General features: G+C 59.4%; 10 protein-coding genes and 1 other RNA gene. 3 read left to right on the forward strand and 8 right to left on the reverse strand.

The window, feature by feature from the left end:
• The first annotated feature begins 102 nt into the window (after positions 1-102).
• A complete protein-coding gene (locus AC24GY_RS13200) occupies positions 103-1,407 on the forward strand; it encodes an ATP-dependent 6-phosphofructokinase (protein WP_422321538.1) in 1,305 nt (434 codons plus the stop codon).
• Here AC24GY_RS13200 and AC24GY_RS13205 read toward each other — a convergent pair whose 3' ends face one another.
• Together AC24GY_RS13205 and AC24GY_RS13210 are read right to left on the reverse strand one after the other, a co-directional pair.
• Positions 1,408-3,738 carry a sialidase family protein gene (locus AC24GY_RS13205; RefSeq protein WP_487683575.1) on the reverse strand — a complete coding sequence of 777 codons (2,331 nt, stop codon included), beginning with the start codon at positions 3,736-3,738 and terminating at the stop codon, positions 1,408-1,410.
• 97 nt (positions 3,739-3,835) lie between these two features.
• Entirely contained in the window at positions 3,836-4,993 is a 1,158-nt protein-coding gene (locus tag AC24GY_RS13210) for a metallophosphoesterase family protein (RefSeq protein ID WP_487683578.1), read from the reverse strand.
• A 140-nt stretch (positions 4,994-5,133) separates the two neighbouring features.
• Between AC24GY_RS13210 and ssrS the strand changes: the two genes are divergently transcribed.
• Positions 5,134-5,315: non-coding RNA, 6S RNA (gene ssrS, locus AC24GY_RS13215), on the forward strand.
• Positions 5,316-5,356: 41 nt separating this feature from the next.
• On the opposite strand, the gene AC24GY_RS13220 is transcribed toward ssrS, so the two are convergent.
• The 5 genes from AC24GY_RS13220 to AC24GY_RS13240 all read right to left on the reverse strand — a co-directional run bounded on the left by AC24GY_RS13220 (position 5,357) and on the right by AC24GY_RS13240 (position 14,561).
• Positions 5,357-6,250 (reverse strand): polysaccharide deacetylase family protein, encoded by an 894-nt coding sequence (locus AC24GY_RS13220; protein ID WP_487683581.1) that lies wholly within the window; start codon positions 6,248-6,250, stop codon positions 5,357-5,359.
• Positions 6,251-6,355: 105 nt separating this feature from the next.
• The gene (locus tag AC24GY_RS13225; protein ID WP_487683584.1) at positions 6,356-7,060 is read right to left on the reverse strand and encodes a pseudouridine synthase; all 705 of its coding nucleotides are present in this window, start codon (positions 7,058-7,060) and stop codon (positions 6,356-6,358) included.
• Between the two features lie 33 nt (positions 7,061-7,093).
• Positions 7,094-7,423, reverse strand: coding sequence for a hypothetical protein (locus AC24GY_RS13230; RefSeq protein WP_422321533.1), 330 nt, complete (start codon positions 7,421-7,423; stop codon positions 7,094-7,096).
• Positions 7,424-7,451: 28 nt separating this feature from the next.
• Complete coding sequence (locus tag AC24GY_RS13235; RefSeq protein WP_487683588.1) at positions 7,452-8,942, reverse strand: Hsp70 family protein; 1,491 nt, start codon at positions 8,940-8,942, stop codon at positions 7,452-7,454.
• A 33-nt stretch (positions 8,943-8,975) separates the two neighbouring features.
• A complete protein-coding gene (locus AC24GY_RS13240) occupies positions 8,976-14,561 on the reverse strand; it encodes an FHA domain-containing protein (protein ID WP_487683591.1) in 5,586 nt (1,861 codons plus the stop codon).
• Between the two features lie 278 nt (positions 14,562-14,839).
• Here AC24GY_RS13240 and AC24GY_RS13245 point away from each other — a divergent pair, with 278 nt between their 5' ends.
• Positions 14,840-15,541: a hypothetical protein gene (locus AC24GY_RS13245; RefSeq protein ID WP_487683594.1), complete on the forward strand. Its 702-nt coding sequence runs from the start codon at positions 14,840-14,842 to the stop codon at positions 15,539-15,541.
• A 6-nt stretch (positions 15,542-15,547) separates the two neighbouring features.
• On the opposite strand, the gene AC24GY_RS13250 is transcribed toward AC24GY_RS13245, so the two are convergent.
• Entirely contained in the window at positions 15,548-16,198 is a 651-nt protein-coding gene (locus AC24GY_RS13250) for an FHA domain-containing protein (protein WP_487683597.1), read from the reverse strand.
• Between the last annotated feature and the right edge of the window lie 132 nt (positions 16,199-16,330).

Genomic DNA, 16,330 nt, shown 5'->3' on the forward strand with positions numbered 1-16,330 from the left:
GCAACTGACATGTACGGTTAGCAGAAGGCCAATTGTGTCTGGCACATGCTACGAGGAGCGGGAGAATGGCACTTCTCCTGCTTTACTCTTCACCAACCTGCCATGACCCCAGCCCCTTCCGACACGAGCATCCCCACGCTCGGCCCCTGTTTGATTCATTCGCCCCTGCACCGAATCGGCGGAGTGGAGGCACCCTACAAAACGGACGCGGTGGACCGCATTCTGTACCACAGCCATCTGCTCGAAGACGGGCGTGATGTGTCAAAGCCGAGCTACGAAGAGGCGGGGCCACGGGAGATGATCTATTTTGATCCGGCCAAGACCACGGTCGGCATCGTGACCTGCGGCGGTCTTTGTCCGGGCTTAAACGACATCATCCGCGGCATCGTGAACCGCTGCCATCAGCAGTACGGAGTCGCACGCGTGTATGGCTTCCGCTACGGCTATGAGGGGCTGGTGCAGCGTTTCGGCCACACACCGCTGCTGCTGAAACCTTCGTCCGTGGAGCAGGCGCACCATTTTGGCGGCACCCTGCTGGGCAGCTCGCGCGGGAAGCAGGACATTGGCGAGATGGTGGACACGCTGGAGGACATGAAGGTCGATATTCTTTTCGTGATCGGCGGTGATGGCACGCTACGTGGTGCGGCGCAGATTGTGAAGGAAATTGAACGACGTGGTTTGAAAAAGGCGGTCGTGGGCATTCCCAAGACCATCGACAATGACATCAGTTTCCTCGACAAGAGCTTCGGCTTTGAAACCGCCTTCGATGCCGCGGTGCAGGCGGTGAAGTGCGCCTATGTCGAGGCCACCGGCGCGGTGAATGGTGTCGGCTTGGTCAAGCTCATGGGGCGTGATTCCGGCTTCATCGCGTGCTATGCCGCGCTGGCGGGCAGCAACGTGGATTTTGTGCTGATACCCGAGGTTCATTTTGAACTGGACGGCGACGGCGGCTTTCTGGAGTTTTTGCGCCAGAGGCTGATCAAGCGTGGCAGCGCTGTGATCGTGGTGGCGGAGGGTGCTGGGCAGCACCTCATGCAAACCGGCGATGACACCGATGCGAGCGGCAACAAGCGCTATGGCGACATCGGCCCTTTTTTGAAGGATCGCATCAATGCCTTCTTCAAAGAGCGCAAGACCGAGGTGAATCTCAAATACATCGATCCGAGCTACATCGTGCGCAGCGTGCCGGCCAATGCCCAGGACAATGTGTACTGCTCACGCCTGGCCCAGAACGCCGTGCATGCCGCCATGGCGGGCAAGACCAACATGCTGGTGGGCCGCTGGCACAATTCCTTCGTGCATCTGCCGCTGGAACTCGTCATCCATGGCCGCCGCAAGGTGGATCCCACTCAGGAGCTCTGGCACAGCGTGCTGGAATGCACCGGGCAGCCGATGGTGATGAAGTGATTACTTCACCGGCGGCAGCTTGGCGCTGTAATGCACGGCGCGGTGGCGATTGTCATCAAAGGCGAAGTGGAGCCACTGGCCGTCTTTGCTGACGAAGCCGTCGGGGTAGTTCATGCGGCCTTTGGGGCCATCGACGGATTCCTGCTGGAGGATGCGCTGGTAGGGCCAGGTCTTCATGCCGTCAAAGCTGATCCACAGGGACATGGGGCTGCGATGTTTGCTGTTGGGATTGTGCAGGATGGCCACGCGATCACCGCCGAGATTGTAGAGCGTGGTTTTGCTGCCGGGATTGGGGATCTGGGTGATGGAGGCGAACTCGGGCCAGGTCTTTCCGCCGTCTTTGCTTTCCGCTTTGTAGAGCATGCCACCGAGACCATCGCCACGGATGACCATGGTGATGCGGCCATCGGGATGCTCGAAGAGATCGTTCTCGGCCCAGCCGAAGTAGCGGCTGTTGGGGGTGAGGCGGATGTTGCCGTGCTCGGTCCAGGTTTTGCCGCCGTCGCTGCTGATGAGGACGCCGTTGCGCGGATTGGTGAAGTCGCGATCAAGCGGCGCACGATCCTGCTGGTCGTCAGGGCCGATGTAGTGCTGGAAGGGGAGCATGATGCGTCCGTCTTTGCAGACGATGTGCTTGCGGATGAAGGTGCGCTCCTTGAGACGACCGGGGACTTCGATGGGCTTGCTCCAGGTCTTGAAGGAGTCATCGCTGGTGAGATACCAGGAGCGCCAGTCATTGGCCCAATGCTTTGAATGCGTGGAGAAGAAGAGCGTGCTGCGCTGGCCGAGGATCATGAGCTCCGTGGGCCCCTGGCCGATGGTTTTGCCTTCTCGTGGGAAGCCGACATCGAAGCGCTCCAGCGGTGTCCAGGTCTTGCCCAGGTCGGTGCTGCGGGTCACGCCGGTGTAGTTCAGCGGGCTGGGTTCGGTGTCACCGCCGGCGAGGATGAAGAGGATCCAAGAGCCGTCGGGAAGCTCACGCAGGGTGGTGTCGCAGACCATTTTGTTGGGCGTGATGCCGTCATACGGGATGCTCTTGAAATCCTGCTTTGCATCCTCAAGCGCCTGCGCGGCCCAGGTGGGATCGGGCGTGATGGATTTCGGCAGTTTGGGTGCGTGCGCTTTGTTGACGACGGTCTTGCCGACGGTGGCGCGGCGTTTGATTTCCTCGGGGTCCATCGTGAGTTTGCCGATTTCTGCCTGCTTGGCGATGTCGGCCTCCGTGAACTTCACATGCAGGATCTCGGCATCGGTGTGGCGGTTCCAGTCATAGAGGATGTGGATGTCGCCATTCGGTGCCTGGAAGCCATCGGGGTAGGAAACTTCGGCTCGATCATCGATGAGGAAGCCTTTGCCCCAGGTCTTGCCATCATCGTCGGAGAGGAAGGCTTTCAGGTTGGAGCGGCGTGGCAGGCGCGCATTGATGGGGCCGTTCTTCACCAGGAGGATTTTTCCTGAGGCGAGGCGGCGGATGAAGAAGCGTGCGCTGGGGTTTTGAATCGCAGAGGGCTGGGGCGCGCTCCACGTCGCGCCTTTGTCGGCGGAGGTGCTTTCGCTGATGCCATCCTTGGTGCGGGCGAGCATCCAGAGGCTGCCGTCCTTGCGCTCGACGATCATGTGCTCATCGAAGTCGGTGCGTGGAAAGGCCACGCCGCCACGGCGGGTCCAAGTTTTGCCCTGGTCGGTGGAGGCGAAGACGTTGGCCATGCGGATGACATCGAGATCTTTGTGCGCTTCCTTGTTGGTTCCAGGACCGTTGATGCGGTCGCGTGTCCACAGCGAGACCGGCAGCAGCCAGTCGCCATTGCTCAGCACGGTGGGTTTGTTGAGTGTGCAACCGTCGGCGAAACGCACGGGGGCGGTCCATTTCGGCTCTGCGGCATCGGGGTCATCGCAGCGGATGTACCAGTCTCCGCAGCGACCGTCGAAGTAACCGAGGCTTTGATCGAAGAAGCACCACAGGCGGCCCAGGGGATCGGTCCAGAGATTGCCCACGAGTGCGCGGCGCTCATACTTTACGCCATTGAGTTCGCCGTCTTGAGGATCAATCACCACGCGCGGTTTGGACCACGATTTGCCATCGTCCTCACTCGTCGCGAGCATGAAGAAACCATTCGGTGAATCGCCGTTGCCGACCCATGCGGCCCAAAGGCGGCCTTTGGGCGTGCGGTCGACGCCGATGATCATGTTTCCCGGCCGCTTGTCCGCGTCATACTCGGGCTCGGGCTGTGTGTTAACCACGGGCGGCTCGAGAGCGAGATCAAGCAGGGCCTTGTCCTGAGCGACGGCTTGCACAGCGAACAGAGAGAGAAGCAGGAGCGTGTGTTTCATGGTTGGATGTGGAAGAAGAACGCTGCCGGACATCGCATTCACGGCCCATCCGGGCAAATCAGGGTGTTATGTTAACACCGAGAATTCAACCCTTGCACTACCTCGCTGGATAGATTTGCTGATCCAACACCTGCCCTGCCAGACTCTTGATTTCGATATGCATCGGCGACTTCGGTTTGAAGGTGAGCAGCACGTAGCTGTGCTCGCTGGCGAAGAAGGCGGACTTCGGATCGGGGTAGCGATCTCCATCGCCTTTGAGCGCGGTGTTGTAATAGGGGAAGCCGTCCACCATGGCTCGTTCCGCGAAATAGCCAAAGCCGGTGATGACTGCGGAGCCCTGCTGAAACAGCCGGCCCCATTCGCCTTTCAACTGGCCGCGCATGGTGGCGTTGCGTTCGTTTTGGATGCTGATCGTGTGGCCTGCGCAAGGCGGCTGCATCTGCTGGCGATACCAGGCGAGTTGTTCAGATGCGGCATCGAAGGGATGCCCCGTCTGCCAAGTGGTGCCCATGTCCTGGATATGCTCGAGGTCGAGCGCGATGAAGCGTGTGTCGAATTCGGGAAACGCGAGTGTCCAGTTCCACTCATTGCCGGGCAGCGCGAAGAATTCACGATAGGCCGCCGCGTCCACATCGTATACCGCTTCGGGAGGCGGTTTGGGGCCACGCGAACGGATCTCACGATCGTGATTGCCGAGCACCGGCATGAAGGGCGTGGTGTGAAACAACTCGGGCTGCGAGTCGATCAGCGCGCTGAAAGCCTTTGTTCCTTCGTGGCCTTTTTGATGCAGGCTGCCGACATTGTCCCCGGCTGTCATCAGCACATGCACGTCGTCTTTGATTAATGCAGCGAGATCTGGCTGAGCAAAACCCCAGTCTCCCACCACGGCGATGCGCAGTTCCTTGGACGGCATGCCTTTGAAGGTGTGAATCGCGGATGACTCAGCGCCTGAGCGCACCTGATAGTGATACGTCACGTCTTTCTCAGGTATCGGAAATTCGAGGTGATGCAAGGTGACAAGTTCTTCTGAAAAAACACTGCTCGAATGGACATCCAGTTTCCCCTGATTGAGAGGCCGAGCGATGGTGGTGTTCGTGTTGATGCCAAACACTACTTCCGAGGGCCCCGGCTGCGCTGTCTCCCAGTTCACGGTGATGTGTGTCGGCTCGGCGCGCTGAAAGCTCAGCCAGATGCGCTGAATGGTGGCTGCATCGATGTTGGAGCAAAGCAGGAGGAAAAGGAGAAAACGCGTCATGAATGTAGGAGGAACCAAACGCATGCCATGCATGGATTTCTCCGAACAAGACAAGCGACACCGTCCTTGATCATGCGCTCAATTCAGGATACCCTTTGCTCATTCTGGTCGGGCGTTTTGCCGCGTCCTGCTCTTTGAAAAATTTCCTGCGGTGTTCGTTTTCGAGCTTTGTGGCCCGGCCCGATTCATCAACTGCGGGGGCTACGCGCTGAAGTGACATGTCATGCCTTCACTGGAAGACAGAGCTTCATCACGCGGGTTCCCACCTGGTCTCATGGGATACGTGAGCCCTTTGTATTCGGACGGCACAGGCGGGTCTGAAAGCGTCCCGGCTCCGCCCGGGGCGCTTTCTTTTTTTCAGCATCAAGCCTTCGGCTTCTTCTCAGGCAGCGGCTTGGGATCTTTGTCGCCGATGGGTTCGGCAGGACGAATGATCACGCCAACGGGCATCGAGGCCTTCTCCATGTTCAGAAGCTGGCTCACGGTGACGAATTGATAACCCTTGGCCAGCAGCTGGTCGAACATCGCCGGCATGGCGGTGATGGTGGGCGGATGGATGTCATGCGAGAGCATGATGGCACCCGGATGCGCACCATTGACGAGGCGGCTGGTCACAGCAGCCACACCCGGGCGGCGCCAGTCCTGTGGATCGACCGACCACATGATGGTGGAGTAGCCAAACTCGGTGAACATCAGGTTTTTGATGCGGGTGTTGATGGCGCCATAAGGCGGGCGCACCAGATGCGGACGCACCCCGGCCACTTCAAAAACGGCGTCTTCGGACTTTTTCAGCTCACTGCGGATCTGCTCATCCGAGCGGCTGGTGAGGCTGCAGTGTGTCCAGGTATGATTGCCAATCTCATGGCCTTCTTCGATGATGCGGCGCACGATGGCGGGATACATTTTTACCTGAGCGCCAATGAGGAAGAACGTGCACTTGATGTTCCGCTCCTTGAGGATGTCGAGCAGTTTCGGAGTCAGGCTCGGATGCGGGCCGTCATCAAAGGTCATCGCGAGCGTCTTCTGCTCGATTTTGACGGAGGAATACGAGAGGCGCACGCCCGCAGGCGGCACCACGGGCATGGTGGAAGGATTGTTCAGCCGCTTCACCAGCGGGTTTTCCTTTGGCTTCTCTTCGGCGAGCGGCAGCGCTTTGCGCGCCTCTTCAATGGCGAGTTTGTCCGGCTTTGCAGCCTTTTGTGTTGTACAGCCCGACTGGCCTGCCAACATGATGCCAAACCAAATGCTAAGATACATGCGTGGGGGGATCACAAGGATTGGAGATTAAGGGGTGAAATTCATCTGCGAAAGCTGGATTTTTTGAAAAACAAACAACCACCAGAAATCTGACTGCGACCGGGGTTACTCATCACCGGCTGCCGTCAAAACCTCCTGGGGTGTCAACGCCCTCCACGCGCCCGGCAGCAGATCGGCGGGCAGGGCCAGTGCGCCGATGCTCTCGCGATGCAGGTTGATGACTCGATTGCCAACACGGTGGAACATGCGCTTCACCTGATGATAGCGCCCTTCATGCAGCGTCAGCCGGGCTTGATTCCCGCCTAAAAGGACAAGTTCCGCCGGCAGTGTCGTGATGTCTTCGGTGTGGAAGTAAAAGCCGCGTGCGAAGGCTTCCACGGCATCCGGGGCTATGGGATCGAGAGTTTCGACGAGGTAAACTTTCGGCACCTTTTCCTCGGCTGTCATCAGTCGTTTGGACCAGCGGCCATCGTTTGTCAGCAGGACCAGGCCCGAGGTGCTGCGATCCAGCCGTCCAGCGATGTGCAGCGTGTGTTTGTCGGGATCGTCGATCAAATCGATCACGGTGGGGTGCTGATCGTCCTTCGTGGCGCTGAGAATGCCCACGGGCTTGTGCAGCATGAGGTACAGCGCCCGTTCCGATGCCTGAACGACTGCATCATCCAGCTCCACCAAGGTGAAGCGATCGACGGGATGGTGGCCGTCCGTCACACACACTCCATCCACCCGCACGCGTCGCGCGGCGATGGCAAGATGCGCGGCCTGTCGCCCCATGGCCTTATACCCGGCGATGAGTCGGTCCAGTTTCATGCCGTCACTCCATTCCTGCCTGCTGTGGCAGAATCAAATCTCGCCAAAATGCTTTTCACGCATCTGCACGATGGCATCCAGCATCTGGTCCGCCTCGCCGCGCAGTTTGGCATCCAGACTGGACGCGCTGCGGTTGTAGCGGCGAAACAGCATCTTCAACTGGGCCTTGATTTCGTCCTTGGGCATTTTCGGCGTGATGCCGCAGAGTTCTTCGGGACTTTTGGAAGGCTCCACCTTGGCGGCGACGGGAGCCGCTTTGTTGACCTTGTCGAGCAGGCTGCCCTCCTTGGCGGTGGATTTGGGTTCAGCGGCGGGTTTGGAGCCACCGAGAGATTTGGAAAGCGATTTGAGGATCTTGAACATGATGTTGTTTCCTTCTGTGACTGACCGTTTATTCGATGCGCATGGCGCGAAGATGCTGGCTGCGGCGCTTCAATTCTTCCTCTGAGAGCACGCCTGCACCCTTGTAAGTCACGGCGACTTCCTTGCTGCGGCCGGACTGCTTGTCCACCACCAGGGCGCGCACGCGCTGATTTTCATCGTAGCTGAAGGTCACGGCCACTTCACAGCCTTTCGGGCGGTTCGGCGGCACATCCAAGGTCAGGCGGCCAATGACATCGACGAACTTCGCGTCTTCATCCTCGCCCTGGGTGATGTCCACTTCGATGACGCGCTCGTTGTCCTCGGAGGTCTGATACACCTGGGTGCGAGAGCAGGGAATCGGCGTGTTCTTGGGAATCACGATGGAGTTCATCAGCTTCTCCTCCTTCGTCTTCGCGTTGTAAACCATGGCCAGCGTGCCGTAGCTCGCATTGCAGACTTCCTGGATGCGGGCCGATTTTTTGGCGAACAAGGCCGCGCCAAGCGCCACGCACTCATCCACGTTGCCGCAGGATTTGGGCGTCTTGCCGAACATCTTCTCCAGCATGGACTTCACCTTCGGAATGCGCGTCGAGCCGCCGACGAGCACCACATGGTCGATGTCGGTGGTCTTCAGCTTCGCGGAATCCAGCGCCTGCTCGACAAGGAACACCGTGCGGGTGAGCATGTGGCGGATCAGCTTTTCAAAATGATCGCGGCTCAGGTCAATGCGGGCGATGCCGCTGTTCTGGTCATTGGCCACGGTGTCGTTCACGCGCTGGAGCTTCGAGAGCATCTTTTTCGCGTCCTCCGTGGCCTGCAGCACGCGGCGGCGGTGGCGTTCATCACTGTAGAGCGCCGCGCCGGTCTGCTTCTTGTACTGCTCGGCGTAGGCTTCGAGGAGGATGTCGTCAAAGTTGCTGCCGCCGAGATGCCGAGCGCCTTCGGAGGTGAGGATTTTGATGTTGTCGCCTTCGACCTCGAGGATCGTCGTGTCCAGGGTGCCGCCACCAAGGTCAAACACCAGGATGCGGCCCTTCACGCCCTGGGAGTGAGCGTAGTAGACCGCCGCCGCCGTCGGCTCGTTCACCAGACGCTTCACTTTCATGCCGGCCATTTCAGCGGCGGCGATGGTGCTCTTGCGGGCCAGTTCGTTGAAGTTTGCCGGCACGGTGATGACGACCTCGTTAATGTCTCCGCAGATCTTGGAACAGTCACGCTTCAGCTTGGAGAGGATCAGCGCGGAAATTTCCGCCGGCGTCCATTTCTTGCCGTCGATCTCCACGAGATGCTCCGGGTCGTCCATGTAGCGTTTGATCTGGAAGATGGTGCGATCGGGTTCGCCACCGTCACGTGCGGCGCTGCCCACGAGCTTCACGTCCTCATGCGAATCGAAGAACACCACGGAGTGCGTCAGTCGCTCGCCGTCAGCGTTGGGCACGATTTCTGGGTTGCCATCAGGTTTCAGGTAGGCCAGCCCCGAGAGGGTGGTGCCAAGGTCGATTCCAACGTATTCAGCCATAACAATGTGTGTGAGAAAATTTTCCGGAGGGGGCTACTGGCTGGAGGTCCGGACCTCCACTTTGCGCAGGATAATCTCGTGTCCCTCCCCACGCGAGAAGATAAAGCCGGAGCGGCAGCTTTCGGTGACCCGGGGTTTGGACTTGCCGGGCAGCGAATCCACGACGGCAATGCGTTTGCGCAGCTCAATGTCGACTTCGGTGCCGTTTGGCACGTCAAATTCGGTCACCCCGTGCTGGTGCAAAATATCCTCGAATGAAGCACGCAGGGTGACGAGCTGCTGCGGCACGTCGCTGCCGTTTGTCCCGGCGTAGCGGGCCACCAGGGCGTCAATGAGGTCGATGCGCTTGATGATGTCGTTGGCAAACATGACCACCGTGCTTTCCTCGGTGGGCAGACCGCGGCGCATGATCTCGTGTTTCTCCTCCAGCTCGACGAGCTGGCCCCGCAGGCGTTTTTCGATGTCCTGCCAGTGCTTGAGCTGGGCCTCAGCCTGGGCGAACTCCTGCTTTTTGCCTTCCAGCCGAACCAGCTCGGCCTTGGTTTCGTCGATCTGCCCCACGGCTCGCTGCTGCGTGGCGCCGAGGTCGGTGATGCGTTTTTCCAGCTCGGCGATGCGCTTCTTCTGCTCCAGTTCGTAGTTTTGCAGAGCCGCAGCCTGTTTCTGAATGTCGGCGCTGAATTTCTTGAATTCGGCATCGGCAGCCTCGCGATCCTTGCGCACCTGCTCGGCACGTGCGGCTTCACGGTTCAGAGCCTCCTGCGCAGCGTTCAGTTTGACTTGGATCGCCAGATCTTCCTCTGAGGCCTTGCGCAGAGATTTGTTGATCTCGGTCTGCCGTGATTCCAGCCCTGCCAGCGCCTGGCCAAGGCCGAGAATTTTGCCACCGACATGGATGAATTCGCCGAGTTCGTTCTTCCGCGCCTCGATCTTGGTGTGCAGTTCCTTGTGGGTCATGTCCACCTCTGCCAGTTCCGACTTCTGCGTCTCGATGACTTTGAGCAGGCGTTCCTCGTCGGCTTTGAGGTTTTGCACGCGGTCAAGGCGCTGGCGCAGTTCGCCCTCGATCGCGGCGGCGTCTTTCTTCGCTGCATCCGCTTTCAACTTGGCGTCTTTGACCTCCTTTTCCAGCTCACTGAGCTGCGCCTCGGCCGCACGGGACTGTTCCTGCGCCGCCTTCAGACGTGCGGACTCCTTGTCCACCTCCGCCTGGGCTTTCATCACACGTTCTTCCCGAACTTTGTGCGCCTCTTCCAACTGGGTGACCTGCTGCTGCAGTTCGGCCAGCTTCTTGTTCTGGCCGTCGGTGGTGACGTTCAGGCGGGTAACAAACTGCGAAGCCTCCTCGCGTTCCTTCGTCACAGTGACCAGCTGAGCTTGAATGCCCGCCAGCTCGGTGGTCAGCGCAGGAATCTGTTTCCGCAGGTTCCTTTCCTCCGCACGCGCCTTCTCGGCAGCGGCTTCGGCTTCGATGCGCTTGTGTTCGGCCGCCTGCTGCGCGGCAACGGCCTTATCCGTGCGTTTTTCAGCCTCCAATGCTTTGGCCTCACTGGTTTTGACGGCCTTGGTCAGCTCCACAAGCTTCGCATTCTCGGTCTTCAGGGACGCATCGAGCGTGGCGCAATCCTTCTTCAGCCTGTCCTGATTGCGGGAAAGTTCCACCAGCACCTTCTCCTCCGCCTGCCGCTGTGCTTCGGTATCTCTGAGAGTCTTGGTGGCCGTGGCGAGGCGTGCATCCACCTCCGCCAGTTCGGCCAGCCGCTTTTCAGCAATGGCAATGCGCTCTTCCACACCCTTGAGGCGCGTTTCTGCTGCGTTCGCCTCCGCGAGTTTTGCCTTGGTCTCGGCTTCGAGATTGCTGCGCTTGTCGCTCAGAATTTTGTCGAGATTGATCGATTCGACGCGCAGAGCTTCGACGGCGGTCTCGGAGGCCATGCGCTGAGCCAGCGATTCCTTCAGCGTCGCCGCAGCGGCGTCACGGTCCTTGATCAGGCCCGCGAGCTCGGCCTTCAGATTATCCGCTTCGGCACGGGTTTGCGTCACATTGCCCCGCAGATCTGGCAGCACCGACTCAAGCTCGGCGCGCTCCTTGGTCAGACGCTGTGTTTCAGCCAGCAGCTTGTCACGCTCCTGCGTGGCAGCGGTGATGGCGCTGTTCAGTTCGGCGTTCTGCTTGTTTGCGGCAGCCAGCTCCTTCAAACGATCATCGAGACCTGCGGTCTGCTGCGTGAGTTCGGCCACACGGGCCTCCGCCCCGGCGATTTCCTTCTGCCGCGCGGTCAGGCGGTCCTGCAGATTCTGGTGGTCCGACTCGGCGGCGGAGAGTTTCTGCTGCGTGCTGGCGTGAGTCGTCGTGAGCGTGGCGATGACGGCCTCCAGGCCGCTGATTTTTTCCACCAGCATGAGCTGCTGCTGAGAGCTTTTCTCGGCGGCGGCGGCGGCGGTGGCAGCGTCTTTCTTCTTTTCAATCGCAGCGGCAACCGACTGCTCAAGATCCGTTTTGGCCAGCGAAAGCTGTTCCGTGACCTTCTTGTGCTCGGCCTGCAAGGTTTTGAACTGCTGATCAGCGGTGGCGGCGAGTTCTTCGAGATTTTTGGTGCGCTGCTCGGCGGCGGCAAGTGTGGACTCGCGCTCCTTGAGCTCGGTTTCAACCACCCTCACCTGCTCGCGCAGCCTGCCCATGGCCTGGGAAAGTTCAGTCTGCTGCTCCTCGATGAGATGCACCTCTTTTTCCATTGCCTCGCGGCGCTGGGTGAGAGTTTGTGTCAGCAGCGTTTGCGCACGGCCATGCTCGGTGGCGGCGAGAAGCTCGCGAGTGCGTTCATCCCGGTCTTTGACCAAGGCGGCCACCGCAGCCAGGACCTCGGCTTTGTGCGATTCGACGGCCTTCAGCGCGTCGGTTGCGTCTTTGAGTTTCGAATCGGTCGAGGAAAGATCGTCCAGCTTGTTGGTGAGATCAGCGGCCTTGTCTTCAAGTTCTTTCACCTGGGCCTGCACTTCGGCAAGACGCGTCCCACGCTCTGCGATCTGGGCTTCGAGGTCCGCCTGGCGCTTCTCAGCCTCCAACCGTTCGGCCTCGTCCAGCTTGCGCGTGTCCTTGGCCTGCCGGTCAATGTCCGCGAGTTTCGCCAGGGCTTCCTTTTCCTGAGTGGCGAAAGCGGTTTCAGCCTCTGACTTCTGCGTATGCAGCGCTGCAAGCTGCTGCTCGGCGGCGACGTGCTGCTGCTCCAGTTCGATCAGCTCGGCACGCAGGGCCTTCATGCGTTGCTCGGCGGTGCTCGCATCGGCCTCATGGGACTGCTGCCTGCCAAGCAGGGCGGCAATGGCGGCATCGAGCGCGCCGCGCTGGTTTTCCATCTGTCCCAAGGTCTGGGTCAGGGCATTGAGTCGTTCTTCGTTGCCGCGCAATTCGCCAACGCGTGCGGTGATGGCCTTTTCCTCACCACCCAGCTGCGCGATCTGGCTCTGTGCATGCTGCACCTGCTCCTGAGCTTTGGCCAGCGACGCATTGACGGCCTCGATTTCGTTCTGCCGGGTCTCCCGCTCGGCTTCGAGCTTCGCCAAATCCGCGCGGCGCAGGTCGAGCTGCTTGTCGAGGTCCTGCAAATCAGCGCTGCGTTTCGTGAGCTGTTCGGCTTCGGACTTCTGCGCATCAGCCTGCAAAGCAGTTAGACGCTTCACCTCCGCATCGGCATCGCTGATCTGCTTCTGCAACTCCGCAAGCTTCTGTGTCGCGGCGGCTTCGTCTGCAGCAAGCCTGGCGACGGCGGCTTCACGCGCTTTCGCATCCTCCGAGGTCAGCTTGAGCGCACCCTGCTGCGCGGTGAGATCACTTTGTGCTTTCGCCAGATCGGCCAGTGTCTTCTTGAGTTCAGTGCTCTTCGTCTCTAATTGCTGATCGAGTCTCTGCAGTTCTCCACTGCGTTTGATTTGCTGCTCCGCTTCGGACTTATGAGTGTCCGCCTGCAAGGAGACAAGGCGCTGCACCACCGCCTCGGCGCTGCTGACCTGTTCCTGAAGTTCGCCAAGTTTTTTGGCTCTGGCAGCTTCATCCGTGATGAGTTTGGCGACGGTGGCTTCACGCGCCGACGCCTCCGCCGCGGTCTTTTCCAGAGCATCGCTTCGGCTCGCAAGATCCCCCTGCACTTTCGCCAGTTCCGTCTGGGTCTTCTCCAGATCGACACGCCGGCCTGCCAGCTGGCTGTCGAGGTCTTGAAGTTCGGCACTGCGTTTTGTGCGTTGCTCGGCCTCGGATTTCTGCGCGTCTGTCTGCAGCGCGGTGAGGCGCTTCACCTCGGCATCCGCAGCGGCTGCCTGCTGCTGTAAAGCTGCAAGCTTCTGCGCAGTCGCGGCCTCGTCAGCGGCCAGTTTGGCCAGTGTGCTCTCCCGGGATTGGGCTTCTTCGGCGGTTTTGCCCAGCACAGCCTGCTGCGCGGTGAGATTTCCCAGCACCAGGGAGAGATCCGCCTGGGCCTTCGCAAGCTCAGTTGCTTTGGCCGCAAGCTGGGCATCGAGCGCCTGAAGCTCTCCACTGCGCTGCGATTTCAGATCCGCTTCAGATTTTTGCGCCGTGACAAGAAGCTGGTTGATGGACGCCACCTTCTCCTTGGCAGCCGCTTCCTCGGCCACGAGCTTGGCTATCGCAGTTTCGCGTTCCTTGCGCTGCTTGTCGGCTTCAGCGTGCAGGGCCAGCAGGCTCTTCTGCGCGGTGCTCAAGTCCTCCTCGGCTTTCACGACGAGGGCACGGGTGGATTCGAGCTTGCTCTCGGTGTTGCTTAGATCACGGCGTTTGACGTCAAGCTTGCCGGCGTCCGTCTTCGCGTTCTCCACTTCGGCCCGGGCACCCTGCACTTGGCCGCGCAGTGTCTCGAGTTCGCTTTTGAATCCGGTGATCTCGGCCTGCGTCTGGCTGAGTTCTTTGCGCCGAACTTCAAGCGTGGCATCCAGTGAACGGATCTCATCACGCCGTTTCTGCTCCAAGTCACTTTCGGCAGGCACGGAATCGCGCTGCTGGTGGAGTTTTTCAGTCGCGTTACGCGATTCGACCGCCGACTTGGATGACGCAGGAGGATTAAAAGCGGACGGCTTGGGAATCAGCGCAGGAGGCGGAGCACTGCCGCCGGGCGGACGCGGGGCATCGGACTGAGACCGCTGCACGACCGGCTTGGTGACTTCAATCTTGCCAGTTTCAGGGGTGGATTTTGGCAGGTCACCTTTGTCCCGCGCCGGGATGCTTTCGGTGTCCCCCTTTTTACCATCCTCACGACTTGGCTGTCCTTTGGCGACGGAAACGGATTTGGAACCGCCATCCGATGCCAGCCCCTTGGGTGCCCGCTCTCGAAACCTGCTTTCCAGCTGGCCGAACATGATGCGATCCCCCCCTTTGACGCGAAAACGTTCCACGCGCCTGCCATTGACGAAGGTGCCGTTGGATGACTTTAAATCGACGATTTCGTAGCTGCCATCCGGCTGGCGGATAAATTCCGCGTGAAAGCTGGAAATGAACGTGTTGTCGATGACAATGTTATTGCTGGCTTCACGTCCGATGGACAGCCGTTCCTCGAGGATGTCGAAGACGAACTCATTTCCATCATTAAGGTTGAAAGCCAGATATGGCATGCCGGACGCGCAGAAAGAACTAAAGGGTCGAGAGAATAAGGGTGAAAAATCAGTGAATCAAACTTAATGAAATCAGTCGATAGGGAAGATGGGTTAAGAACCTATTGTTACAAAAACCACTTCGATTGCACAGCATCATTTAAGATTTCTAAAATATGAAAGCCATGCGATTCATCAAATATTTCAGCCTTTTGGCGCTGGTTTTGAGCAGTTTGGAGGGTTGTGCTGAGGTTCCGCCCTCCAGCGGAGGCACCGGAACGCGTTTATCCTCAGCGCAAATGGACCGCGTCGGCAGGCGGATCTGGCAAAACGAATGTGGCGGCACGGTGGCGGGGCTGACCAGTTGGAATGGGGGGGAGGATTTTGCCTCCTTAGGCATCGGGCACTTCATCTGGTACCCGCAGGGACGCAGCGGTCCATTTGCAGAAAGTTTCCCACCGCTGCTGGCTTTTCTAGAGGCTCATGGCATTGCCACGCCTGCCTGGGCGCGGAGTGCCTGCCCTTGGCCGAGCAAGGCCGCCTTTGAGGCAGACCGGAATGGTGAACGGCAGCAGGAACTGCGGGCGCTGCTCAGCCGCACGGTCAGGCAGCAGACGGAATTCATCATGACCCGCATGGAAGCTGCGCTGCCCAAGATGCTGGCGGAAGCTCCGGCCAGAGAGCGCGCCTGGGTCAAAATGGCCTTTGATTCCCTGAAAACAACACCAGAAGGCACGTTTTGCCTGATCGATTACGTGAATTTCAAGGGCGAGGGCACCAAAGCGACGGAACGCTACAAGGGCCAAGGCTGGGGGCTGCTCCAAGTTTTGCAGGCCATGGGAGAAACGCCCAGCAGTTACACTGCCTGGAATGTACAGTTTGCCGAAGCCGCCAAGCGCGTGCTCAGCCGCCGGGTGGCAAATGCTCCGGCGGAACGCAAAGAACAACGCTGGCTGTCCGGCTGGCACAACCGGTGTGATGGCTACCGGCGGTCTTTGTGAAGACCTCTATTCTTCCTTGCGCTCGATTTTGATTTTGGGCATGGAGCCAAAAACCTTGTCCTTCAGGTCTTCCAGGAGGTTGCCATCCATCTCTTTCGAGTGGCGCATGGCCAGTCCCACGACAAAAGCTATGACGAACATGCCCGTGACAATGATCCCGGTCATGCAGCCGCTCTCGGTGGTGTCCGGATAACTGCCTGCGGAAGGCTTGGCATAAGCACGCCTCACAGGGCTGAGAGGGCGCCCAGCAGGGGCAGGCGACGGCCTGGCCGCCGGGGTTGATGGATCAGCACCGACGGGAGCCGGCGGTGGCAGCGCCTTGGAGAAGCGTGGCGTGGCCAGCGGCTTCTCCTCCAGCACCGCAGGCGCATCCCCAGCGTAGAAAACAGCCTGCACATCCCCAAAGCCCACGCGGTCGCCATCCTTGAGCAGCGCCTCCTCGATCTCAGCGCCATTGACGCGGGTGCCGTTGCTGGAGCCAAGATCCTGCACATAAACCCCCTTTTCTGACGCCTTAATGATGGCATGCCGCCCCGAGGAGGAAGGACAGGTAAGCACGACATCGTTTTCAGGGTGTCTGCCAATAGTGGCAACATCACTTTCCAACTTATGAACGAGCGTAGTGCCGTCCTCCATGTAAAAGACTACAGAAGCCATGAATGAGGGGGATTAAAGGGGGGTGAATATTCGTAAAACCAGAAAAGGCACGAACAGCGGAACAGAAACTTGGGATTTTCCTGATGCAACGGCTATGTTCGCATGTGAGAGTAAAATTTCTCCGCCCCTTCG

The organism is Prosthecobacter sp. Pr1, from assembly GCF_057652315.1.